This window comes from Bacteroidota bacterium (genome assembly GCA_020161395.1).
Taxonomy (GTDB): Bacteria; Bacteroidota; Ignavibacteria; order Ignavibacteriales; family Ignavibacteriaceae; genus UTCHB3.
In genome coordinates, this window is sequence record JAIUOE010000004.1 from 150,880 (window position 1) to 176,132 (window position 25,253).

General features: G+C 40.9%; 24 protein-coding genes. All 24 read right to left on the reverse strand.

The features are described 5' to 3' along the window. Positions 1-4 precede the first annotated feature (4 nt). The 24 genes from LCH52_07980 to LCH52_08095 all read right to left on the reverse strand — a co-directional run bounded on the left by LCH52_07980 (position 5) and on the right by LCH52_08095 (position 25,253). Entirely contained in the window at positions 5-745 is a 741-nt protein-coding gene (locus LCH52_07980) for a glycosyltransferase (GenBank protein ID MCA0388418.1), read from the reverse strand. Then, the gene (locus LCH52_07985; protein MCA0388419.1) at positions 745-1,686 is read right to left on the reverse strand and encodes a YfiM family protein; all 942 of its coding nucleotides are present in this window, start codon (positions 1,684-1,686) and stop codon (positions 745-747) included. Before LCH52_07985 ends, LCH52_07980 begins: the two co-directional genes overlap by 1 nt. After that, on the reverse strand, positions 1,686-3,155 hold the full coding sequence (gene lysS / locus LCH52_07990; GenBank protein ID MCA0388420.1) for a lysine--tRNA ligase: 1,470 nt from the start codon (positions 3,153-3,155) through the stop codon (positions 1,686-1,688). The genes LCH52_07985 and lysS overlap by 1 nt, the downstream gene beginning before the upstream one ends. A gap of 49 nt (positions 3,156-3,204) precedes the next feature. Beyond that, complete coding sequence (gene dacB, locus LCH52_07995) at positions 3,205-4,710, reverse strand: D-alanyl-D-alanine carboxypeptidase/D-alanyl-D-alanine-endopeptidase (protein ID MCA0388421.1); 1,506 nt, start codon at positions 4,708-4,710, stop codon at positions 3,205-3,207. Next, the gene (locus LCH52_08000) at positions 4,688-5,410 is read right to left on the reverse strand and encodes an rRNA pseudouridine synthase (protein ID MCA0388422.1); all 723 of its coding nucleotides are present in this window, start codon (positions 5,408-5,410) and stop codon (positions 4,688-4,690) included. Before LCH52_08000 ends, dacB begins: the two co-directional genes overlap by 23 nt. Further along, positions 5,391-6,035 carry an SMC-Scp complex subunit ScpB gene (gene scpB, locus LCH52_08005; GenBank protein MCA0388423.1) on the reverse strand — a complete coding sequence of 215 codons (645 nt, stop codon included), beginning with the start codon at positions 6,033-6,035 and terminating at the stop codon, positions 5,391-5,393. The genes LCH52_08000 and scpB overlap by 20 nt, the downstream gene beginning before the upstream one ends. After that, the gene (locus tag LCH52_08010) at positions 6,028-6,747 is read right to left on the reverse strand and encodes a segregation/condensation protein A (GenBank protein ID MCA0388424.1); all 720 of its coding nucleotides are present in this window, start codon (positions 6,745-6,747) and stop codon (positions 6,028-6,030) included. The genes scpB and LCH52_08010 overlap by 8 nt, the downstream gene beginning before the upstream one ends. After that, entirely contained in the window at positions 6,748-7,728 is a 981-nt protein-coding gene (gene trpS, locus LCH52_08015) for a tryptophan--tRNA ligase (protein ID MCA0388425.1), read from the reverse strand. 8 nt (positions 7,729-7,736) lie between these two features. Further along, positions 7,737-8,165 (reverse strand): HNH endonuclease, encoded by a 429-nt coding sequence (locus LCH52_08020; protein ID MCA0388426.1) that lies wholly within the window; start codon positions 8,163-8,165, stop codon positions 7,737-7,739. 162 nt (positions 8,166-8,327) lie between these two features. Beyond that, a complete protein-coding gene (gene acpS, locus LCH52_08025; GenBank protein MCA0388427.1) occupies positions 8,328-8,699 on the reverse strand; it encodes a holo-ACP synthase in 372 nt (123 codons plus the stop codon). Continuing rightward, positions 8,696-10,408 carry a gamma-glutamyltransferase gene (gene ggt, locus LCH52_08030; GenBank protein ID MCA0388428.1) on the reverse strand — a complete coding sequence of 571 codons (1,713 nt, stop codon included), beginning with the start codon at positions 10,406-10,408 and terminating at the stop codon, positions 8,696-8,698. The genes acpS and ggt overlap by 4 nt, the downstream gene beginning before the upstream one ends. Continuing rightward, the gene (locus tag LCH52_08035; protein MCA0388429.1) at positions 10,386-11,321 is read right to left on the reverse strand and encodes an MlaD family protein; all 936 of its coding nucleotides are present in this window, start codon (positions 11,319-11,321) and stop codon (positions 10,386-10,388) included. Before LCH52_08035 ends, ggt begins: the two co-directional genes overlap by 23 nt. Beyond that, positions 11,321-11,734, reverse strand: a complete 414-nt coding sequence (locus LCH52_08040; protein ID MCA0388430.1) for a hypothetical protein — start codon at positions 11,732-11,734, stop codon at positions 11,321-11,323. The genes LCH52_08035 and LCH52_08040 overlap by 1 nt, the downstream gene beginning before the upstream one ends. Then, the gene (locus tag LCH52_08045; GenBank protein MCA0388431.1) at positions 11,731-13,011 is read right to left on the reverse strand and encodes a hemolysin family protein; all 1,281 of its coding nucleotides are present in this window, start codon (positions 13,009-13,011) and stop codon (positions 11,731-11,733) included. Before LCH52_08045 ends, LCH52_08040 begins: the two co-directional genes overlap by 4 nt. A gap of 18 nt (positions 13,012-13,029) precedes the next feature. Continuing rightward, the gene (ssb, locus tag LCH52_08050) at positions 13,030-13,476 is read right to left on the reverse strand and encodes a single-stranded DNA-binding protein (protein MCA0388432.1); all 447 of its coding nucleotides are present in this window, start codon (positions 13,474-13,476) and stop codon (positions 13,030-13,032) included. A 104-nt stretch (positions 13,477-13,580) separates the two neighbouring features. Then, positions 13,581-14,861, reverse strand: a complete 1,281-nt coding sequence (locus LCH52_08055; GenBank protein MCA0388433.1) for a T9SS type A sorting domain-containing protein — start codon at positions 14,859-14,861, stop codon at positions 13,581-13,583. A 143-nt stretch (positions 14,862-15,004) separates the two neighbouring features. Continuing rightward, positions 15,005-17,284, reverse strand: coding sequence for a T9SS type A sorting domain-containing protein (locus LCH52_08060; GenBank protein ID MCA0388434.1), 2,280 nt, complete (start codon positions 17,282-17,284; stop codon positions 15,005-15,007). A 32-nt stretch (positions 17,285-17,316) separates the two neighbouring features. Beyond that, complete coding sequence (locus LCH52_08065; protein ID MCA0388435.1) at positions 17,317-17,754, reverse strand: SPOR domain-containing protein; 438 nt, start codon at positions 17,752-17,754, stop codon at positions 17,317-17,319. A gap of 24 nt (positions 17,755-17,778) precedes the next feature. Further along, the gene (locus tag LCH52_08070; GenBank protein MCA0388436.1) at positions 17,779-19,089 is read right to left on the reverse strand and encodes a hypothetical protein; all 1,311 of its coding nucleotides are present in this window, start codon (positions 19,087-19,089) and stop codon (positions 17,779-17,781) included. Between the two features lie 17 nt (positions 19,090-19,106). Further along, positions 19,107-20,351, reverse strand: coding sequence for an outer membrane protein transport protein (locus LCH52_08075; protein MCA0388437.1), 1,245 nt, complete (start codon positions 20,349-20,351; stop codon positions 19,107-19,109). Positions 20,352-20,379: 28 nt separating this feature from the next. Then, positions 20,380-20,880 (reverse strand): acetyl-CoA carboxylase biotin carboxyl carrier protein subunit, encoded by a 501-nt coding sequence (locus LCH52_08080; protein MCA0388438.1) that lies wholly within the window; start codon positions 20,878-20,880, stop codon positions 20,380-20,382. Next, positions 20,880-22,379, reverse strand: a complete 1,500-nt coding sequence (locus LCH52_08085; GenBank protein ID MCA0388439.1) for an acetyl-CoA carboxylase biotin carboxylase subunit — start codon at positions 22,377-22,379, stop codon at positions 20,880-20,882. The genes LCH52_08080 and LCH52_08085 overlap by 1 nt, the downstream gene beginning before the upstream one ends. Before the next feature lie 3 nt (positions 22,380-22,382). Next, positions 22,383-24,731, reverse strand: a complete 2,349-nt coding sequence (locus LCH52_08090; GenBank protein ID MCA0388440.1) for an endonuclease MutS2 — start codon at positions 24,729-24,731, stop codon at positions 22,383-22,385. Then, positions 24,732-25,253 (reverse strand): CvpA family protein, encoded by a 522-nt coding sequence (locus tag LCH52_08095; GenBank protein ID MCA0388441.1) that lies wholly within the window; start codon positions 25,251-25,253, stop codon positions 24,732-24,734. It lies immediately after the preceding gene.

Below are 25,253 nucleotides of genomic sequence, written 5' to 3' on the forward strand. Positions count from 1 at the left end.
TTTTCTATCTGACCGGTTTCCATTCAGAGGAGACGGTCTTTTTTCTCAGCATTATTGAAAGTGCATTAAATGTCCACAACGCAGTTACCCTTAAATATCCGGACTTTCGAAATCGTCGGGGTGATTCAAAGACCCGTATCTTTTTTGAATATTCGACTTTCCCCAGTTTTATAAGACGATTAAAAAGTTCAAAATCTTCACCCGCCGGAAGTGCAAAATTAAAATATCCTGCCTTTTCAAAAAACTCCTTTTTTACTATGATACATTCACCCCTGCCCATGCCTAAACTGAGAGTATTAAGAAATTTAAAGTAGTGGTTGTAGAACCGGTGGAAAATCCGGTCGATGGTTTTTTCCTCCTCGGGAAAAGTATCAACCCATGCGGCAATAGCAATCAGGCGGCTTTTTGTTTCGAATTCACGGCATATTTGGTCGATCACAGAATTCACATTATCAAAAAGAATATCGGCATTGCAGAACAGAAGAAAATCGCCAGCTGCTGTTTTTGCACCTGCATTTCTCCCTGAAGCAATGTTATTTACTTCGTCGAATTTAGCGTTTACTATCTTGTCAGCATACTTGAGAGCGATAGACAAGGTCTCATCTGTGCTTCCACCATCGGCAACGATGATCTCAACAGAGTGTTCCGTCAGACTGGTCAGTCTCTTTAGATTATCAAAAAGCCCGTGGAGAAGTTTTTCTTCATTTAGTGTTGGGATGATTATCGAAAATTCAGGTTTTCCCATTAAAAGCAAAGACCAAAAAATGCCACACCGTTTGTAATTCTAACTGCAGGCATCGGAAATTTGATAAATCCAAAGGTATTTTTAACCATTTGCCAGAATGCACCGTAAAGAGGGATGGTTTCATAATCAAGATCGAGTGCTATATAAAAATCGGCTTTTCCGCCTCCCCTGCCGTCCAGGTCCCGCACACCATAGCCCAGACTAAGCATAAGAAAATCGGGCCAGAACTTCTTGAAACCTTCTCCAAACAAATTATTAACCCGGACAGAAAGCCAGAATTTTTGTCCTTCGTAATCATCGACCACGATGAGCTTTTGTCCCGGATTGTGACCTTCCTTCCCGAGGTTTTTAGGGAAATAACTAAATCTGGGCTGGAAATTGTAAAGGACAGGATAGTAATACTGAAAAACCGGGTAAGCTGCTCCAAGAACATCTGCTACGGCATCCCCTCTGCTAAAACCCCAGTCCTGGGCAAAACCATCTTCAAATTCCACATATAATTGAAAAAACAGAGCTGCAGCCGAAGACACCCAAATGCCGGTGCCATAATCAACTTTTGCTGCCTCAAGTCCAACTGAAAATGCATGGGAAAGAATTATTGGAGCATAGAAATGCCCGACCTTATCGAGCCACAATGCGTAATCCCAGTCTTCAATAAACCGGAAACTCCCTCTTTTTCCGCTCCACCATGCATTAGTCTGATACAAGTGAATCGCAGCGATGGAACCTGTATAGACGGCTCCAAGCCCACTTAAAAGCAAATAGTCAGGTTTTGGGAATTCAATTTTTGGATAAACCGGTTTCAGAAACCGGGAAGAATCGGCGAAAATCGTGATTGAGTCACCCGGTTCCCTTGGAGGGATCAGACTCTTGCCACTTTCGGATTGTGGCAAGAGATTGATCAAAATAATAAGTAAAAGAAACGGGAGATATTTTCTCACTACTTCAGAGGCTTCATTGTTGGAAAGAGAATTACATCTCTGATCGAAGGCTGGTTCGTGAGGAGCATGACAAGACGGTCGATACCGACACCCAGACCGGCAGTAGGAGGCATTCCGTATTCAAGTGCTCTTACAAAATCCTCATCGATTACCTGAGCCTCATCGTCACCCTGGTCACGCTGCTTTAGCTGATCTTCAAATCGTGCTCTCTGATCAATTGGATCGTTTAGTTCGCTAAAGGCATTGCAGATTTCTCTGCCCACTACAAATCCTTCAAATCTTTCAACCAGTCCCTCTTTTTCACGGTGTTTTTTAGCCAATGGAGAAGTTACAACCGGGTAATCAATTACGAAAGTGGGCTGGATTAATTCACTTTGCGTTGTGATTTCAAAAAGTTCGTCAATAATTTTTCCGCGGCTTTGAACTTTCTGTGTATCGATACCGAATTTTTTGGCAATTGTGAGTACTTCTTCATCAGATGCGGAGAGGAAATCGATTCCGGTTTTTTCTTTTAAGGAATCAACCATCGAAACCCTTTTCCAGGGACCTTTAAACTCAATGGTCTGACCATCCACATCAAATTTTGTAGTACCATAAACAGATATACAGATATGCTCAACCATTTCCTCAACGAAAGACATCATCCACTCATAGTCTCTATAGGCTACATACACTTCCATCATCGTGAATTCAGGATTATGTGTTTTGTCCATTCCCTCGTTTCGGAAATCTTTAGAAATTTCATAAACCCCGTCGAAACCACCAACAATGAGCCTTTTCAGATAAAGTTCATCTGCAATTCGGAGATATAGCGGGATATTCAGAGCGTTATGGTGTGTTACGAACGGGCGTGCAGATGCACCTCCATAAATCGACTGCAGGGCAGGTGTTTCAACCTCAAGAATTCCCTTGGAATCGAGGAACGACCTCATGGCAGAGATTATTTTTGACCGGGTGACAAACACTTCTTTTACTTCAGGGTTCAAAATCAAATCAAGATATCTCTGACGGTATCTCAATTCTTTGTCAGAAAACTGATCATAAATAACCTTGTTGCCCTCTTCATCAATCATCTCTTTTGGTACGGGAATCGGACGGATCGATTTTGTAAGTAACTGGACTGAAGTGGCGTGTACTGAAACCTCACCTGTTCTCGTTTTAAACACATATCCTTCCACTCCAACTATGTCCCCGATGTCAAATAGTTTGAAGTTTTCATACTGATCAGGGATATCATCACGACGGAGATAGATTTGAATTTTGCCTGCTCTGTCCTGAATATGAGCAAATGAAGCTTTTCCCATACGGCGGATGGTGACGATTCTTCCTGCTATTTTCACTTCCCTTTTGCTTTCTTCGATATAATTCTCGATTATATCTTTTGAATCGGAAGTTACATCAAAGCTGTACGCAAAAGTGTTCACTCCTTTTGCCTTTAATTCATCCAACTCTTCAAGTCTTCGTCTCATCAAAGAGTTAAGATCATCATTTACATGGATATTTTCCAATTTGGTTCCTTTATTTTTTTCTCTTCAAAATACTTAATCTGTTGCAAATTTTATCTATAATGTTATCAATAAAAGAATAGGGTACAAGATAGTTGTTCGCAATGAACACAACAGAAATCATTTCATTATCAGCAGATTTTATATAGCCAGCCAGGCTTCTCACATTTTCATTGAGTCCGGGCTTAGCTCTCAGATTGTTTGCTGCACTTGCATCAAGAAGCCTGTCGGCAAGAGATCCGTCACGACCTGCCACCGGTAGCGAATTATAAAAATAGGAAAAGTCCTCAGATTTAAAGATGGCACGCAGATACTTTGAAAACTGTTCAGCTGAGGTAAGATTTAGCAAGCTAAGCCCGCTTCCGTCAACGATATTCAATGTGGCGGGATCAATTCCGGCACTCTTGAGGTGTCCGTTAACTGCTTTAATTCCATTTTTAGCACTTCCAAACCCGGATTCCACTAAACCGATTGTCCTCAATAACTGTTCAGCATAAAAGTTATAACTGTTTTTGTTGCACAATTTAATAATTTCTGACAGGGGTTTCGATTTGTGACGAAACAGAATAGTTGTTTTTGGGGTGTTTTGAATTTGTGCAAACTCTGACAAAAGCTTTATCCCGCCTTTAATTTTTATTCCTCTCTTGTGCAGCACTTCCCGAAGGCATTGCAGAAAAAACTCACCCGGATCGTCAACAGAGAGACTTTTCATAACCGGTTTTTCATTTTCTTTTATGGTACCCGAAATTCTGATTATGTTGCTTCCGGGGTATTTCAGTATTTCGACAGAAGTTGTTGAGTCTTTTCCAACAGTCACAAGGTCATTAATGATACTGATAAATTTGGTGGAAGGTGTAATATCCATTTCAGCTTTGAAACCTGTTTCACCCGGCAGGATGGTAACATCCACAGAATTGTCGTTATATGCCAAAGCACTCGACCGGGCTGCGAACCATTCACCCAGGTGGTCCCATTGCCAACCTCTCCCGATTCCGTTGCTTTCAAAATACCTGTCGTCACCAATCAGGTCACCATTGATATTCAAAATACCCAACTCTATAAGTCTGTCAGCCCATGAATTGAAAATGGCATAAACATCGTTATTTTGGAGTCGACCTGAAATTGTTGGATCCCCAGACCCGGTTATGATCAGATCACCATATAATTGATCTCCTTCAATCGTTCCCGATGTATTTATAAGCGTCTCGTAAACAAAATCACTTCCGAGGTACGCAAGAGCTGTTCCTGTTGTAAAGAGTTTAATTAATGATGCAGAATTCAGGAGCTTATTCTCATTTCGTTTATAGAGAATTTCGCCGGATGAAATTGATTGAATTACCACACCCCATGTAGCACTCGAAATGTTTGGATCACTTAAGATACCATCGATAGTCTGCCATATTTCTTTCGATCCGGCAGTCCAGTACTTTGGGCTGTTCCGAATGGAATCCTTTTGTGCTTCGGCGCCGAAATTAAGAACTAAAGCAAGAGCAAAACTAACTGTGAGTATATTTCGCAAGCACATCCTTGATTTCTTGATTACTCGCCTGTCTGTATGCGCCTGAGTTGATATCGTTTACAGTAAAACCGGCGAACTTGCTGCGATGAAGTTTATCCACAAAATAACCCATCTTTCTGAACATTCTTTTAACAAAAAGATTTCTCCCTTCGGTGCACTCGACCGTCAGCGAGCGGGGATTCTTTCTGTCGACTTTAATGCTTTCAAACCTGCCTTTTCCACCCTCTATCGAAACTCCTTTTAACAAAGGCTCTAAGTGGCTCTGTTCAAAAGGCTTATCCAGTTTTACCTCATAAGTTCTGAGAATCTTGTTTTTAGGGTGTAGCATAACATTTGCAAATTCACCGTCGTTACTAAGGATCAGTACTCCTGTTGTATCATAGTCAAGTCTGCCAACAGGAAAAATTCTTTTCGAGGTTTTTATCAGTTCCATAACTGTGGGGCGGTTTTTATCGTCTTCTACAGTAGTTATGTAACCTGAAGGTTTATTCAGAATATAATATACCTTGTCCTCGAATTTTAGAGGTTCGCCATCGAGAGATACTTTATCCTTGTCCGGATCAACCATGAAAGCAAGAGAAATGATGGTATTTCCGTTTACATCCACTCTCCCTTCAAGAATGTACTCTTCCGCTTTTCTTCTGCTCGCCACTCCCGACATAGCGAGAAATTTATTAATTCTAATTTTCGATGTTGTCATCTTTTAATTCCAATTCTATTGTTTCTTCAACCGCTTGCATCATCAATTTTCTTTTCTGCTCAATAAAATCTTCATCTTGCATCAATTCATCGATCTCGCGCGGTTTTGGCAGGTCTGAAATTTTATTCAAGCCGAAATATTTAAGAAATTCTTCGGTTGTGCCGTAAAGCAGAGGTCTGCCGACAGTTTCGGCTCTCCCTGATATTGTTATAAGTCTTTTATCGAGCAGTGTGCTTAAAATATAATCTGAATTTACGCCTCTTATGGCTTCGATGTCAGGTTTTGTTATAGGTTGTTTATAGGCTATAATCGAAAGAGTTTCAAGGGATGCCTGAGAGAGTCTTCTTTTAATCTTTTCAGAATTAAGATAACCGAGATATTTACTCAGTTCAGGTTTGGTTGCGAACAGAAATCCACCGGCAATTTTTACGATTTTGAAGGGAAAGTGTGCCGGTTCATACTTTAGATTAATCAGATCGATAGCTGAATCGATGTCACCGGAAGAAATAGTTGTCGTCTCTCCATCAATGGCGATGATAGCCCTTACAAGTTCATCCGAGGTAATCGGATCCTCGGATGCGAATACAAGTCCTTCAATAACAGGAAGATACAGTTCTTCAACCATTTTCTAATTCATAAATTTCAAAATCATTAAAACTGTCGGACTCCTTTATGCCGATCAACTGCATTTTTACCATCTCAAGCAAGGCGATGAATGTATAGACTATCTGGATTTTAATCTTTAATCCTGTCACCATTCTGGAAAAAATTACTCTTTTTTCAATGAGTAATTGATTTCGGATAAACTCCATCTGGTCCTCGATACTTACGGGTACTCTTTTAATTTGATGTACCGGTTCCGGTTTCAGATTGGACATAATTTTTTGGAATGCCCTTGCAAGATCGAATACAGTAATGTTTTTTAATAACAGCCCGGTATCATCAAATGTCGATTTTTCATCGAGATTGAAATTGCCTCTGAAAAACAATTTTCTCTGTTCCGATTCAAAAAAGACAAATTCATCAGCCATTTCCTTGTATCTTTTGTATTCCAAAAGTTGTTTTACAAGATCAGCCCGGGGATCTATTTCCTCCCCCTTTTCGTCAATCTTCTTTGGAAGCAGCATCCTTACCTTAATGTGCATCAGCGTGGATGCCAGCAGGATGAAGTCACCAGCCTGTTCGAGGTCAAGAATTTTGATTAACTCCAGATACTTCAGAAATTCATTGGTAATGTATGAAATCGGAATATCGTAGATATCAAGTTCATCCCTTTTGATGAAGAAGAGGAGAAGATCAAGAGGACCTTCGAACGAGTCGAGTTTGACTTTGAACATTTAGCCGAGATTCATGTTTTTTCTGACTGCCGTCATGGTTTCATTGGCAACTGCCCTGGCGGCCTTTTCACCATCGGCAATTACATCAAGAACCAGTGAGATGTTGTTCTCGTATGTTTTTCTCTTTTCGAGCACCGGCTCGAGGAATTTCGATATCTTTGAAGCACAATTAAGTTTACAATCGACACATCCAAGAGCACCACTTCTGCAACCTGCTTCAATTTCTTCAACTTCAGCGGGATTGAATTTTTTATGGTATGAGAAAACCACGCAGACTTCAGGTCTTCCCGGATCATTGCGTCTCACCTTTAGTACATCGGTGACGGCTTTTTTAAGTTTTTGTTTTACAGTTTCAGGCTCGTCTGAAAGAAGTATGGTATTTCCAAGAGACTTGCTCATCTTTGCCTCGCCGTCCAGTCCTGCAAAACGGGAAAAAACCGTCAGAAGAGGCTCAGGTTCAGGGAAAACATCGCCATACTGATTGTTAAACCGGCGAGCGATTTCACGGGTAATCTCGACATGTGGAACCTGATCTTCACCCACGGGAACAACGGCCCCTTTGTAAATCAGGATATCCGCTGCCTGTAATACAGGGTATCCAAGGTGGCCATATACAATCTGTTGTATATTAAGGTCTCTTACCTGATCTTTCAAAGAAGGATTTCTCTCAAGTCTGTTTGCAGTTATGAGCATTGAGAAAATCAAAAACAGCTCAGTATGTTCCTTTATCTGCGACTGTCTGAACATTTTTACTTTTTCAGGATCCAACCCAACAGCAAGCCAGTCGATTACCATATCGATGGTATCATTATAAATATTTGATGAGTCCAGATTAGTGGTCAGTACATGGTAATCTGCGATAAGATGGTAACTTTCGTAGGCATCCTGTAATTTTATCCAGTTTTCAAGGGCACCGGTGTAATGTCCGAGATGAAGCTTTCCGGTCGGACGCATCCCGCTTAAAATTCGTTTTTTCTGCATCAATTTTTTCAGTTAGTGAAAAGGTATGGTTTCCAGCGATTATCTAAAATACCGACTGTAAATTTAATAAAAAACATGTTATTAGGAGCATAAGGCTGGAAGTGTAGCGGCATTCCTGCTTCAGATGGTGTACGGTCACCTTTCTTGCTGTTACATCTTGGACAGGCAGAAATCAGATTCTCCCATGAGTCTTCTCCGCCTTTCGATTTGGGAATAATATGGTCAATAGTGAGAGCAAGATCAGATTTGCCACAGTAAACGCATTTGTGTCCGTCGCGTCTTAGAATATTCTTTCGAGTGAGGATTACCTGTTTAAAAGGTATATGCACATATTTCCTAAGTCGGATTACCACCGGGAAGGGATAATTCATTCTGACACTTTTTATAGTCCTCTCTTTGTCAGCAAGCACCAACTCGGCTTTACCAAGATAAATCATATCAAAAGCACGACGGACTGAACAAACAGAAAGAGGTTCATAACTCTGATTTAGAACAAGTACAAAGGTATTGTGTAAGACGGATTGATTTTTCTGGAAGCTGAATTGTTGCTCCTTTCTTGTTTATTATGGAACAAGAAAATCCTTAAAGAAGTTTGACTATTATTCTTTTTCAGCGATTGCAGTAGCTACTGCAAATGTATTGCAATGACTTAAGGATATGTGTATCCTGATACCCGCCTGTTTTATTGCCGTTATTTTGGCAAGGTCCTCTAGCAAAGGTGCTCCGTCGCTGTCATTTTGCACGGAGATGTCAAGCCATGCGATTGTGGAGTCGTATTTCATGACAGCTTTATAGACCGCTTCCTTTATTGCAAATCGTGCAGCATATCGCCGGTATTTATCTGCTTTGCTCGAACAAAATTCAATTTCGGTCTTGGTATAAATTTTATTCAAAAAGCGGTCGCCAAATTTTTCGATGGATTTGCGAATCCTGTCGATCTCAATAATATCCACCCCTGTTCCTACTATCATTTCTCACCCTCCCCTCTTGCAAGTCCCGATCCTCTTCTGTCAGAGGCACCTGACACTTTCCCGGTTTTATTATCCACGGAAATGGCTTCGATCAATCCAAGTTGTGGTATAAATTTCACCGTGTAACCCTTCTTAAGAAAAACTTCACGGAAGTCAGAGGTGAATAAATCTTCTTCAATTGATACCACATCAGGGTACCACTGATGATGGAATCGCGGCTGATCCACAGCTTGCCTGATATCATAGCCAAAATCAACAACATTGAGAATTACCTGAAGAACGGAAGTAATAATTGTTGAACCTCCCGGGGAACCAACAATCAGGAAAGGAGTATTGTCTTTGAGTAAAATTGTTGGAGTCATCGACGAGAGCATCCTTTTACCCGGTTTTATTGAGTTAGCCTCGCTTCCCAGCAGACCAAACTGATTCGGAACCCCCGGTTTTGCAGAGAAATCATCCATTTCGTTGTTCAGGAAAAAACCGGTACCTTCAATAACAAGTTTGGATCCATATCCCGAATTAATGGTGGTTGTAACACTGACAGCATTTCCCCACCGGTCCAAAACGGAGTAGTGAGTGGTCTCCATGCTTTCTTTAGGTGTTTCCAGACCTGGTTTTACTTCTTCTGAGGGGGTTGCAACGGCTTTGATCTGCGAGTATAGCTTTTTAGCATAATCCTTGCTGATCAGCTCTTTTACAGGAACCTTATAAAAGTCTGGATCTCCCAGATATTCAGACCTGTCAGCATAAACTCTCCGCATCGCCTCGACCAGATAATGAACATATTCAGGTGAAGAATGCTCCAAAGATTTCAAATCGATATTTTCGAGGATATTAAGCAACTGAATCAGAGCAACGCCGCCCGAGCTTGGAGGAGGCATCGAGATCACCTTATATCCCCTGTAGGTACCTGTAACAGGCGTGCGAAAGACTGTTTGGTAGTTTAAGAGATCATCTGTGGTAATTAAACCCGATTCCTTTTTCATATGAGCTACAATCTTATCTGCAACAGTTCCCGCGTAAAATCCTTTATTACCTTCTTTGATTATCAAATCAAGTGTGTTCGCAAGGTCCTGTTGAACAAACAGTTCACCCGGTTCGAACGGAACACCGTTTTTTGTGAATATTGCAGAGGTTGAAGAGAATTTGTTGAAAGCTCTATTATACTTTTTGAATGATGCTGCCGTTGGTTTGGGTAATTTAAAGCCCTCTCTTGCAAGTTTGAGAGCCGGTGCAACCACTCTCTCTCTGCTCATTGTCCCGTATTTTTCAAGTGCTGCCAGCATTCCTGAAACACTTCCCGGAACACCACCGGAGAGAATGCCTTCTTGAGCCAGAGAGTCGATGAAATTCCCTTCTTTATCAAGATACATGTCCCTTGAAGCCCCTGATGGAGCTTTTTCACGGTAATCGAGAGTAATTTCCTCTCCATTCTGCAGCCTGATAACCATAAATCCGCCACCGCCGATATTACCGGCTACGGGGTATGTAACCGCAAGTGCAAACCCTGTTGCAACTGCAGCATCGATTGCGTTACCGCCCTCCCTTAGTATCTGGACCCCAACTTCTGTGGCAATTGAATCTGCTGAAACAACCATCCCCTCTTTAATTTGTGGAATCTGGGAATAGACTGTACAGCTATAAAAAAAGATAATGGAAAAAACTAAAATGAACGAAGTGTGATTCTTAGAAAAGATCGATTTTGGCATTAACATTCAATCCCTCATTTTTCAGTTGTTTTTTCACTAATTGCAGAAGTTCTTTCGCATCTTTGAGAGTTGCCTTTAATTCGTCATAACCCTTTTCATCATATAGAAGTTTCCCGAGATTATTCTTCTGTGATGTTGTCTCATCGATAATGGAGTTCAACTTCGAAACGAGTTTGTCGGATTGCGCTAAAAGATTGTTAAGATTTTTGATGCTGCTCGCAATAGAGTCTTTATTCTCTTTTATAAATCCGGAGGCAGTCATCGTTAACGAGTCAGCATTTTGTGACAGTTTTATTCCGTTTTTTACAAGGACATCGATCTGCCCTCTTTGCTCCTGCAGAACTGATCTGAATTCTACTGCAAGTGCCACGAAATTTTTCAATCCTGTTTTTATGTCGCGCTTTATATCGTCATCTTTCAAATAAGCATTTATTGCGCTCAGGGAAGTATCAATCTTGGTCATTATTTTAGGAATATCCCCGCTCATATTTCCAACGAGACTCATTACCTCGGGAATATCAAACTGAAATTCACCTTTCTGCAGAAGTGTCATATCAAGAGGTGTCTTTTTGGAGCCTGGTTTTATTTCCACCTTTTTGCCACCCATGAGATCGAGCATGGTCACATAAAACTTCGACCCTTCCGGTAATTCTACATCGTTATCCAAAGAAAGACCTACAATTACTGACGAATCCTGCACCACGATGGTTTCAACAAATCCTTTACGAACTCCATTAACGGTAACATTGTCACCAATCTCCAAACCTGAGACATTTCCAAATAACACTTTGACCTTTTTGTCTTTGTCGACAACGCTTAAATTCTTTGCCCACCCAATCACCCAAATCAGTACCAGGAGACCAAGAATTACTGTCAAACCGACCTTTAATTCGGTTTTATGCTGTTGATTCATCACTTTACCGTATCCTTTTCAAATTCCACAAAATTTCGTTTTTTTGTTGAAACTATATCATCGCTAAGTTTATCCAGAAAATCCACCTCGGTCTTTGAGAGTACACTGTCTTTTGAGTAGTCAGCCAGCCGCTCGAGAAATTTTTCCAGTCTTGTGAAGCTAATCGTTGCCGAAACAGAATCTGCTTTTACCAAATTAATCAGACTGTCAAGCTTTTGGACGATAACCATTTTTTCCTTGGAGTCTTTTATTTTCTTGAATTCTTCCGGTAGGGATTCGAAAGCATTTGCCACAAGTGTCTCCTTCACAGGATTCACAATCCATTCCTTCCCTTTAGTTGAAATGATATAGATGATTACACCAAGAAGTATCGTTCCAACGATCAAAGATTTAAGAAAACATCCGGGTTTCACTGCTGACGCCGTACTAATATTTTGCGAAGTCTGTTTCTTTCCACTCCGGTAACCTTAAACTGGACAGGTCCAATGAGAATAGAAAAACCTGCTTCAGGAATCTTTCCGGCACTTTCAAATATCAAACCGCTGATGGTTTGAATATCAGGAGATATTTCACCGAATTCAACCTGCAACAATTCCTCAAGTTCTCCGATGGTCAGTTCTCCACTTACTTCATAGAGATTGAGTCCGAGTTTTTTAATAGTCGGTTCCTCTTTATCGTATTCATCTCTTATATCACCGAGTATCTCCTCAAGAATATCTTCAAGAGTTATGAGACCAGAAGTTCCACCATACTCATCTATGACAATTGCCATATGAAGCTTTTTTTCCTGGAATTCCTGCATTAATTCGCTTATTAATTTTGTTTCCGGAACAAACATTACCGGACGGGCGAGTTTTGTGGGCGTAAAAGCAAGTTTGTTTCTTATCATGGTGTTTTTAATCAAAGGTAACAAATCTTTTGCATACAGAATCCCGGTTATTTTATCCAGATCATCCTTGTAAACCGGTATTCGGCTGTGACCTGCTTCGAGAATGAGTTTTGCTACTTCATCCAGGGATGAATTTTGAGGAACTGCTACTATATCCACCCTGGGTCTCATAACCTGCTTCACAGAAACATTGATATAAGAGACAAGTCCTTTGATTATCTCATGTTCTTTTTCGGCTAGAGTACCGGCTTTATGTCCAATATCCGCAAGCTGAGAGATATCCTCCTGGTTAATGGCAAGCTTGGATTTATTCAGCTTGAATCTTTGGAAAGCAAAATTAATAAATTCATTAATCAGTTCTGAAGCCGGATAGAGCACCAGACTAACCCAGTATAAAGGTATTAGTGCAATTTTCAGGAAACCGATGGGATTGTGCGTGGAGAAAACTTTGGGTGTTATCTCGCCAAAAAGCAGAACCAGAATTGTTACAGTTGCTATCTGAACAGTAAGCGCAGATTCGAGGTCAACCGAAAATTTTCCGGCAACAATGACGGTTATGGCGACTGCGAGAATAGATGCCAGAGTATTGACAAGATTATTCCCCAGGAGAATCGTAACCAGCAGACGCTTTGGGTTTTCCACCAGAAATAACGCATATCGCAACAAGAGGGGGTTCTTGTGGAATCCCCTCTTTAATAACGATTTATCAGTTCCGAATAAGGCTACCTCTGATCCACTGAAAAGAGCTGACACGACAAAGCAACCGAGTAAACCAAAAAAAAGAATCAGCTCGGTTGCCACAAAGTTTTCCTGATATTACTAAAATGGAAGATCATCGTCGACTTTTTTACCTGCCTCAGGTTCAGATGGTCCGTTGCCTTCAGACTTTGGACCGGCTCCGTATGCTTCGAATGGTGAACTGCCATCTTCCTGCTTTTTATCAACCAATTGAACTCTTTCAGCTACAATTTCGTAGACCTTCGCCGGTGTATTGTCCTGTTTAGTGTATTCTCTGATCTGGATTCTTCCCTCGACATAGACACGGACTCCCTTTCTAAGGCCTTCGAGTACTTTGTCATTAAGATTGAAAGTCACAATATTGTGCCAGGTTGATTCATTAATCCAGTTGCCGTCTTTTCCTTTTGTACTTCTGCTCGTTGCCATGGTGAACGAAGATATGGTAAGACTGTTATCATTTGAAAATCTTGTTTCTACATCTCTCCCGAGATTGCCGACAAGCATTACCTTGTTTAATGATAGTGCCACAATTCCTCCATTTAAAAGATTAATTTAATTACAATACTAAAATTAAAATAAAAAAGCGAATAACCAAAAGGTTACTCGCTTTCAAAATAATCTGACAGTAAAGCTTATTTATTCAGAATCAGTTTGATGTTTTTTACATTGTTGCCTTGTGACAACTGGGCAAAGTAAACACCAGAGTTCAGGTTTGCTGCGTTGAAATTAACAGTATAAACAGTTCCTTTTTCAACTGACTGACTGAAGAGATTTGCAACCTCTTCACCTGTAACACTGAAAATCTTCAAAGTTGCCAAACCGGATTCGGAAACTGTAAAGTTGATGCTGGTTGAAGGATTGAACGGGTTTGGGTAGTTCTGGAACAATTCAAATCCGGTAATCATATTTGATTCAACTTCGATTGTGTTCGAGAATGCTGAGGTTCCATCAAAATCGATCTGTTTCAATCTGTAATAAACTTTGCCCGAGACAGAGAAATCATCTGTGAAGGCATAGCTGGAAGTTTTGGTGGTTGTACCTTTACCGGTAACATATCCAACATTGCTGAAATTCTGATTATCAAGACTTCTCTGAACTTCAAAACCTTTGTTGTTGGTTTCTGAAGCAGTTTCCCACGCAAGATTTACTTTGCCGTTCTGCGAAGTCGCAGAGAATGATGTGAATTCAACAGGTACTATACTGAGCATCCAGCTTGTTGAAACAAGGATATTGTCAACTGTGAATCTTTGAGCTGCGTTGTACTGTCTGAGAGCTACTGCACCGGGTGATATATCACCGCCTGTAGTGCTTTTCGGACCTGCAGTTGGTACTGCTGGTTCTGCAGTAATATTGTCGCCTGGTTTGAAGACATAAAGACTCACTGAATCGTCGGCAGCAGCTTCAACTTTGTATTTAACCACTACAAGATAAGTGCTGTCAATATTGTAAGTTCCGGTGGAGAAGATTGTATCAGCATTGCCAGAGAAACTGATGCCAAGTCTGTAGTTGGCGCCTTCAGGTTTTGCCCATACTCTTGCTCTGAAATCAAAAGTATTAAAAGGATTGCGACCAAGATGGAAGAAATAACCGGTAACAGGTGCAGCGGTAACTTTCAGAAGGAATGAAGCATAGACACTTCCGGCACTCACCGAATCAAAAGTTTTATTGATATCCTGTCCTGTGTTATTTACAAGGGCAGCATTTCCGCCTGTTACAAAATAGCCTGGAAATTCCAAACCGGGTGACCCAACCAGAATATTGTTGGTAAGAAAACCGCTGTGTCCGTTCCAACCGTGAGCGGAAACTGAATCACCAACCGGATAGTTGAAATTTTCATTAAGTAATTGCGAATAAGCGGAGGTCGCAGAGAATAGAAACAGAACAAGAATTATTGAAAGTGACTTTTTAGTCATTGGATCCTCGAGTTGTTAAATAAAAAAAAATCGATGCTAAATTTAGTAAAACTTCCTGATACTACTGTTACTAAAGTGTTAAGAAACTTTACTTGATAAGAAATGGGCTGCCCTTTTCAAGACAGCCCAAAATTCAATTGAATTTATTTAAGAAGGGTTAACTTTTTGGTAACAACAGAATTACCTTGAGTCAGTCTGTAGAAATAAATTCCAGAAGGAAGATTTCCAGCATCAAATTTAACATTGTAAACCTGACCAGCTTTTGCTGCCTCATTGAACAGTGTTGAAACAAGTTCGCCATTGATTGAATAAACATTCAGACTCGCAATACCTTCCGATGCTACAGTGAAGGAAATTGAAGTGGAAGGGTTGAAAGGATTTGGATAGTTCTGGTTCAATGCAAAGACTGCAGGAACTGAAGATGATTCCACTCTTACAATAGTGCTGTAAGCGAATGTGCCATCAAAATCCAATTGTTTCAGTCTGTAGTAAACAACAGCAGCACCGGCATTATTGTCAGTAAAGCTGTATTTACCAAATTCTGTTGTTGTTCCTCTGCCTGCAACAAAACCAATCTCCGAGAAACCTGTTCCATCGAAGCTCTTTTCGACTGAAAAACCTTTATTGTTTAATTCGGAAGCAGTCATCCATTCAAGAACTACGGCATTATCCAACGCTTTAGCCGAGAAGGAAACCAGCTCGACAGGAAGAGCGAAAGCGCCTGTGTAGTAAGGACCACCGGGAAGTGATGCAAAGTTAGGATTAAAAGCAACATTACCACCGGTAATATTGCCGGGAAGTGAGAGATCAGAGAAATAGGCTGTGTTTGAAACAATAAAAGCAGCCATCTGAATGGTTCCTGAAAATCCGAGGTTGTTCAATTCGGTTTTTGGAATTCTTATTTCAAGACCGCGACCTCTGTCGTAAGCCGAATCGAGAGCGAATGTAATTGCATTTGCTGCAAAGATTCCGGGAGCCGCAGGACCCTGAGCCGCCGAACCTGATTTATAGGTATAGCCAATATAACCACCGGTTTTAACTCCGTTGAAGTATTTGGCTGCATCAAGATAAGAAACGGAATCGTTTCCACCACCGTTGATAACAAAAGCCATGTCAACCTCGAAGCCCATCTTGAAGTTAGGGTTCGTAGCATCACCAAAAAGATGTCCACCGTTAGGAACAGCACCAAGTGATGAGCCGGCGGGAATACCAGTGATATCACTGAAATTTAAGAAAACTGCAATACCGTTTGAGTTGGTTTTGTCAAGTTTACCTTGAACTGCAATGTAAACATAATTGGAATCATAGGCGTATCCCATGGTTTTCAGTTCCATGTTGGGACCAAATCCTGAATTCTGATTCTGTTTCGATGCAACATAAGTATAAGGTTCATTGAATCTTCCGTTCATGAAGAACGGGAAATCGACCGTGTAAGAAGCTATACCATTATTGGTCCCGAGTACATACAAGTCAACTTTGCCATCGGGGCGAACGAAGCAGGAGAAATCTCCTGTACCATTTGCATTGGCATTTGTACCCAATGGAAGAGTGATAGCATAAGTTCTTGCCATGTTTGGATCATCTCCAACCGCAACAATTCTTACATTCTCATTACCACCACCATACTGGAAAGTTGCAATGTAGAAGAGTCCATTTACATCAAATCCTCTGACAGTAGTTGAACCGGTACCTATTACTCCACCGGGAATTGTTCCCATGAGTTGACCGGTCATTGTATAGGCGGCAACATTCTTTCCTGAACTGTTTGTAATAATGCCTTCAATCGCACCTTGACCATTCATGATCGGGTAAACTGAAGCAGCACCACCAAAACTTGAGGCAGGTAACTGGACGGAATCCTGAAGCTGGAAGGATACACCATTATTTGTTGTCTTTGCAATAAAGACCATGCTGCGGGTCGCGTCAGCAAAAAGTATCTTTGTGGTATTATCAGCGTTCTTTCCGACGAGAGTGAAGTTGTCACCAATTCTGGTGCCTGTTACAGGAGCTGTATATTCGAAGGCTACCGCGGGAACAGCAGTGGCATTATCCCAACGATATATCTTGAAGGCACTCGCATTCGATGTGGAGAGATTGCAACCATAAACTTTTCCATCATCCTTTGAAGCTTCAGCATCATTAAGGATGAAAGTACCGCCGGCAACACCGGTCATGTCGTAATTTGCTACATCAGCTCCGGTAAGAGGGTTGATTGATTTCAATACCACTCCGCCATTCCTCACTACAACATACATTAAGTTATTAACAGATGAAAATGCCATTCCTCTTTCAGTATTACCAATACCAAACCATGATGGCAAACTTCCATTACCACTGGTCAAAGCCCAGTTAGTTGTAATCTGAGCATTATTCTGCCCGACGAAAAATATAAGTATGGATACAACAAGTAACAGCTTGCGCATACCAGCCTCCCGAAAATTATGAATAGATTGAATTAAATCTCTACCGTTAAAATAAAGGCGTCGGAAAATTCTTTTGTCGCGCGTAATTTAGTCCTGATCTCCTCTGCCTCTGCCCGAGTTTCACGCGGTTTTAATCTCACCACATAAAGTGAAGTTCTCTTGTCGAAACTTACAAAAATTTCTTCACTTAATTTATTCTTTATTGCTTCCCGAAACTTTTTTGCTTTTTCGAATGTGCTGTAGGCGCCAATCTGAATAATATAAAGGAAGGATTTTGGCACTTCCACCTTTGAATCAACAGAGGGAGCGTTATCAACAGATTTGATTGTATCAAGTTGATTAGAGGTTACTGCCGACTCTTCTTTTTTATTTTCATCTGAAACCGAGGAACATGATGATGCAAACAACGCCACCAAAAAAAGAAAGGCGTACATTTGAATCATTTTTGTGTTGGAAAATAAAAGTTTCACTGCCAAAATCCTTTACTTGTTTAATTAGAACAATATGTGTTTAAACATATCCGAAGAGTAATTTGGAACGACATTTCCACTCGGCTGTTGTTTAAAAACAAGACTGCCCGGAATTGTTGCAACATTTATCGCCGGTATTTTTGCGTTATACTTCGCATTTATCGCCTGAATGAATTCATTGGCTACCAGAGCATGTGCCTGGCTGGTAGGATGAACTCCATCAAGACTGAAAAGATTTCCTGTGACAAATACAGGTGTAAACTTTACTCCGTCAACCACATAACCACCACTTGTTCCATAAGCAAGAGCTATTTTTCCAAGAAGTGCTGCAACATCCACATGTACAAAACCTCTTGCTTCAGCAGCAGTTTTTATTACATTATTGAACTGTGCAATTACTGTCTTGACTCCAACAATCTCTGCTGAATCAAGTATGTAGCGGTTGCCGATAGGATTTGCTTTGCTCAAACCTTTTCCAGCGGCAAGTTCCGCGGATGCAGTGAGAGTAAGGAGGTTTTTGTTAAGTGGAAGAGGAATTGTATCCCCTGTTCCCCTGACACCCCAAACGGCTGTAACACCCTGCTGTAAAAGCTGACCACCCACAGTTGTGAAGTATGCAGCTACAGTTACATCGAGGATGTTTCCAACTGCCACGGGGCAACCAAGAGTTTTCAAACTGTCCATCGCCTGATTGTAGAGGCCGGTGAAAGTTGCTACAGGTGTATAAGGAACAGTTCCACCTGATGCAGCATGTCCAAGGATGTCGTTTGATCCGAGCCAGAATGTAACAAATGTTGGCTGTTGAGCTTTTGTTTGTTGCCACTGAGTGGTTTTGGCACCACCCTGATTTCTAAGCACGATGTTAAACATTGGGTTAGGAGAACCACCAAATACTGCAGAGAAACAGCTTAATGAATCATATGCATTCAGGAAGTCGTAAATCAACGCTCCCGGGACACCAAGATTGTTATATGGCTTTGCGTAGGTGGCATTTAACAGTGGACCACTGTTCGGATTAACATACGATACGAATGGAGTGATCGACTGTACTTCGAGTCTGCCTCTTGTACCCGGTTCACCAATATTCGGGAAAGCGAAGGAGGTTCCTGCCTGATCAGCGATCAGTTTTGCGTAGGAATACTTCTGTGCAGATTCATAAAGCGAGCCCGACTGATATCCTGCAGTAAGACTGTTACCGATTGCAACATATCTTGCGAAATTTGCTGTACCCGTTGATGGTGCAGCAGGAGCTGTAAGGTCTGACCTGTCCTGACATCCTGTAAACAGAACTACCGTTGAAACCAGAACCAGGAATAAACTAAAAATCTTTTTCATTATCTAACTCCTTCAGATTAAAATTTATAATTAAATGTTAATGAAAAGAGGTTTGCATAGGAATTGTAGGTACCATTCATAGGAGTGAAACCGGCAGTACCGGATGCACTAATCTTTGAATTGGTAATGGTTCTTTCCTGAAACCTTAGGAATAGATAAGCAAGATCAAGGCTCAAATTGTTTGTAAGAGCGTAACCAATACCGCCTGAGAAACCAAGTCTATTGGCATCAGGAAGTGTAGGATCGAGATACTCATCTTTTACAGGATTTCTGTCATACAGGAAACCTGCACGAAGAGCGAGAGCTGAAGAATACTTGTACTCAAGTCCAAGTCTGGCTATCCATGTATCTTCGAACAATCTTTCCGATGTAGTAAGTACTTTTCCGTCTGATTTGTATGTAACTGTCAAATAATCGTAACTTGACCACATGACATACTGAAAATCAGCAGTAACTACAAAATTTGGCATAAATTTGTAGGCGATACCAGCGATAACCTGAGCAGGGGTTGTAAGATCTGCTGCAATCGGAGCATTTGGTAACGATGCTGCAACCTGTGCAGGACCTGTTGTAACGACATCGCCTTCAAAGCCATACTTAACCTGGCTCCTGTATGTTGCGCCGATGGAGAAATCCAAAGAAGGTTTCCACAATGCACCTACGATAAATCCAAATGCCGCCATGTCTTTTCCTTTTAGATCAACATGTGCTTCGGCATCGAATGGAGCAAGTTTCTGCTGTTTAGTGATCTCTACATTGGCGAAATTGTACTGAAAACCTGCAGCAAGGCTGAGGTTATCAAGCAATTTATATGCAGCAACCGCGTTAAAGCTGAAAACCTGTACTTCTGTGACAACTGCAGCAAATCTGCCGGGCCAGTTGTTATCCCAGGTAGTACCGAGACCGAAAGGATTATTGGCACCAAAACCAAGCACGAGCTTATCATTCACCTGATATGAAAAATAGAGATGACTTGGTGTAAACACCTTGTTCACCATCTTTGATTCCTGTATCGAAGGTGATGGTCCTCTAAATGAACCGGTAGGAGCAATAAGAGCTGTACCTGCCGACACATTGATGCCATTCATGAAAGCCAATCCTGCGGGATTAAAATAAAACGCTGAGAGATCGTTTGCTAAACCGGCAAACGCTCCACCCATCGCCATCGCCTTGGCTCCGTGTTCATTCAACTGAAAGCCACCAGCGATTACATTTCCTCCAATTATTAGAGAAAACAGAAAAGAGAATAAATATTTTTTCACAGTACCTCCGGAATAAAATAATTATTGATTAACCTATTAAAAATAACTTTGCTCCTTTCTCGACAGCGGAGTGTTCGGAGACATAAATCTCCTTAATAAATCCACTGAAGGGGGATTTGATATCATTCTCCATCTTCATTGCTTCGAGGATCATGATAGACTCACCTTGAGCAACCTCATCCCCGGCATTCTTCTTAAGCTTAAGAACCATCCCGGGCATAGGTGATTTGATCAATGAGTGGTGATTTTTCTGTTTTACATTGGAGAGAACCTGATGGGCTTTCTGTTCCAGGTTTGTCCTTATTTCGGTTTCGAAATATCTGCCTTCTATAAGTATCAGCAGATTGTTGTTTTCTCCTGATACTCTGTTTACTCTAAAAACTCTGTTGTCCAAACGAAGCAAATAATAATTATCGTTGATTTCCTCAAGACGATACTCATATTGTTTGTTGTCGATCACAATGGTACCCGGTCCCGTAAACCGGACAGACTTCTCTTTCTTGTTTACATCAACAAAATAGTCAGGCATTAATCTTCGTTGTACCAATTGTTATCGTTGAATACCTCATTTATTCGGACATTGTTTGAACTGTTGCGTGCTTCATCACGAAGGATAGAGACAAGTGCGACTGCAGCATCCTCGAGGTCGTCGCACAGACTTTCTTTCCATTTCCCCGGGACTAAAGGAAAAAACTCCTTATCAAGTAAATTTATGGAATATTTTCCACTTAAAAAAGAATCGTTATTCAATAACCACAATAAAACAGACAAATTGGTCTGAACACCGGTTATTGAATAAGAAGCGAGAGCAATTTTCATTCTTTCTATCGCTGAATGACGGTCTGAGCCGTGGACAACCACCTTGCTCAGCATCGGGTCGTAGAACATCGAAACTTCAGAACCTGCCTCTATCCCCTCGTCAACTCTTACTCCCGGTCCTGTCGGCAACCTGTGAAAAGTAATTCTGCCTGTCGAGGGAAGGAAATTGTTATCGGGGTCTTCGGCATATACTCTGCACTCAACGGCATGACCCGTAATTTTAAGGTCTTTTTGTGTAAATGACAATTTCTCTCCGGCCGCTATTCTGATCTGCTCTTTCACCAGATCGAGACCCGAAATCAGTTCTGTCACGGGGTGTTCTACCTGTAACCGGGTATTCATTTCAAGGAAGTAGAAATTTTTCTTCTCATCCATCAAAAATTCAATTGTTCCTGCGTTGTAGTAATCGCACGCCCGGGCAGCATTTATTGCGGTCTCGGTAATTTTTTTCCGTGTGATACTGTCCATTACGGGTGAAGGAGATTCTTCAATTATCTTTTGGTGCCTTCTTTGCACCGAACATTCGCGTTCGAATACATGGACATAATTACCAAACTTGTCACCCAGAATCTGGACCTCGATATGTTTTGGATTTTCAATAAATTTTTCAATGTAAACGGTGCTGTCACCAAACCCCGAAAGAGCTTCTCTCTTTGCTGAATAAAAGGCTTCTTCCATTTCAGAAGTAGAATAAACCTTTTTCATTCCTTTACCACCACCACCGGCAGACGCTTTGATCAGAATTGGATAGCCAATTTTGGAAGCAAAAGCTTTTGCCTCTTCAATCGATTCGAGCGGATCGACAGTTCCGGGTACAAATGGTACATTATGCTTTTGCATAATTTGTCTTGCCCCGGTTTTGCTACCCATCATCTCCACAGATTTAGCCGATGGACCGATGAACGAGATTCCTGCATTTTCAACAGCTTCAATAAAATGAGCCCTCTCAGAGAGAAATCCATATCCGGGGTGGATGGCATCTGCACCAGAGACTCTTGCGACTTCGAGTATTTTGTTAATATCAAGATACGACTCTGCCGCCGTTGTACCACCCAAAGGATATGATTCATCAGCGTATTTAACATGCAATGCGTTTATGTCGGCATCTGAATATACAGCAACAGTGGCAATTCCCAGTTCTTTTGCACTGCGAATAATTCTGAGAGCGATTTCACCACGATTAACTATAAGTATCTTTTTGAAATACACTTGTTACTCCGTAAATTCAACTATGGTTATGCCTTCACCCCCTGCATCGACTGAGGCGAAGTGAAAATTCTTTACTTTGGGATTTATTTTAATAATGTCATGAACTGCTTTTTTTAGAGCGCCGGTACCTTTACCATGGATAATCTCTACTCTGCCAAGGTTCGCCAGATAGGCATCTATCAGGAATCTTTCGACTCTGTTTTCAATATCGACCGGTCTCTCCCCTCTTATGTCGAGTCTGTAACTGACATCTGATTTGATTTCGATCTGTGAACTTTTTCTTTTTTCTTTTCTCAGATCTTTTTTCGAAACCTTCACACATTCATCAACATTGAAGGAGATTTTCAGCGGACCGGTTGAAATAACGACATGTTTTTTATCAGGAGTAATTTCAATTACCTCACCACTGGTTTCAGAATCTTTAATCTTGACGATATCACCAATTTCTATTGGTGAAGCATCAATTTCAGCAGAATCAGTCTCCCCCGGCTTGATTTTGGAAAGCTTCCCTTTTAATTCAGAGATTTTACCAATGGCATTTGAGGTGGTTTGTTTTGATGCCTGTGATTCTCTGATATCCTTAATGACTTTTTGAATCTCTTTATTCGAATCTTCGATGAAAACCGTCGCTTTTTCTTTTGCCTCTTTTAAGATTTTATTTTTCTCTTTATCGAGTTCCCGAACTTTTTTCTCATAAAGATTGGCCAGTCCGGTTAGCCTTGTGTTTTCCTTTTCATAATGTGAAAGTTTCTTCATCAGTTCCTGCTCCCTTTGCTCCACTTCGAGAAGGATTTTTTCCAAGCCTGCATTTACATCCTGCACAAATCCTGTTGACCGTTCAATAAACGACTTTTCAAAGCCAAGACGGAGTAATATCTCAAAAGCATAACTCGAACCGGGAATTCCCTGTCTAAACAGATAAGTTGGTTTCAATTCATATGTGTCAAAACTCATGGATGCATTGTTAAAGCCCTCGAACTCTGAAGCGAGTGCTTTAAGTGCAGAGAGATGAGTCGTAGAGAATACCAGACTTCCCTTTTCTCTCAGTTCCAGTAATATTGAGCGGGAGATGGCGGCACCGGAGTCTGGATCAGTACCCGTTCCTATCTCATCTATCAGTACTAAAGTGGACTCATCCGCTATTTCCAGTATATGCTTGATATTGGAAAGATGCGAACTGAAAGTACTTAAATCGTCGTCGATTGATTGAGAATCACCAATATCGACAAGAATTTTATCGAAAATATGAAGGTTTGTATCAGGACCGGCAGGTATGTGGATGCCCGATTGAGCCATAAGCATCAGAAGTCCGATACTCTTGATCAGAACGGTTTTTCCGCCTGCATTCGGACCTGTAATTATTACAGAGTTACCCTGTTTAATCCTCAAATTAAACGGAACGGTTCCTTTAATTCCATGTTTTTGAATCAGCAGCGGATGCCTGCCTCCATAAACAGAAATTTCTTCATCATGGTTGAAGGTTGGAAAGGATCCAATCACTTCAATCGAATAATTGGCTCTTGCAAAAATTGAATCAAGACGGGTTACTGTCTCAAATGCAAGAAGCAGTTCATCGGAACTGTTTCTGATTCTGACCGTGACTTCTTTCAAGATTCGTTCGATTTCCCGTTTTTCAGCAAAATTGAGCGATACAATTTCATTATTGAGGTTAAGTGTTTCTTCCGGTTCGATGTAGACGGTCTGACCAGTGGAAGATTCGGAGTGGATGATGCCCTTGAGTTGTCGTTTATATTCAACTTTTACCGGAACTACCAGTCTGCCGTCACGAAGAGTAAGATAGTTTTCTCTTGTTATTTCTTTTTCGGTAAGGTCTTTTACAATTTTGCTTACATACCTTCTTAATTCCTCTGAACGGTCCCGAATTTCTCTTCTGATCATCTGCAGACTTTTACTTGCTGTATCCTTAACCTCACCCGAAGGATCAAATATGGAGGAAATATATCTCTCGAATAATTTATCCTCGAAAAGAAATGTTGCAAATTCAGAAAGGAGCGGGGAAATGTCACGGTTTTGGGAAAGGAAACTTTTCAAATTTACGGAACAGATGGCGAGTTCGAAGATGTTAAAAACTGACTTGGCCGAAAGTACCGCGCCTTCAACTCTGGACAATTGTATATCCCGCTGAATATCGTTTAATGAATTAATGGGTGGATACCCGCGTTGATTTATGAGTTCTTTCGCTTCGGTTACATATTTCCCCTCAAGGAGTATTTCAGTCTCAGTTAAAAGAGGTTGAAGATTGTTTACGATCTCTTTTCCCTTCTGAGTGTAGCAGTATTTGGAGATGTAATTCAGAACTTTGGGGAATTCAAGTTTATCAGAGTAGAACATTTATTTCCGGATAAGGAGGTTGTTTACTATGCTGCTTTTCTTCTTTATGTTCCCCTTCTCATCGGGAATAATTGTATCAATTATTCCGGGTAACACACTTTTTACACTTGCATAGAAAAAAGATTTTTTCCCCGTCTCCTCAGATGGAAAAGAAAGTTTGGAAGCGAAGAAAAAGATGGCACTTAAAAAAATAATTATCTGTATCACACCAGTCAATCCTCCAACTAATTTATTTATCAGATGATTGACCTTGTCATGAATTTTAGTGGCTTTTACAATAATTGCGGTTAAAATTTGAAAGAAGATAAAAATTGTAACGCCTCCAATTATGCTTGCGGAGCCGTCAGCAACCCCCAACACACTTTTATAAACACCACCGGCTGCTCCTGCAAATTTTATCGCAAGAAATATCCCAAGAAAAAATCCGATCACATCAAAAATTTTCTTTATGAAGCCCTCTTTATATCCGAGATAAAACGAGGCTGCGCTCAATAAAATTACAATTATATCAATCCAATTCAA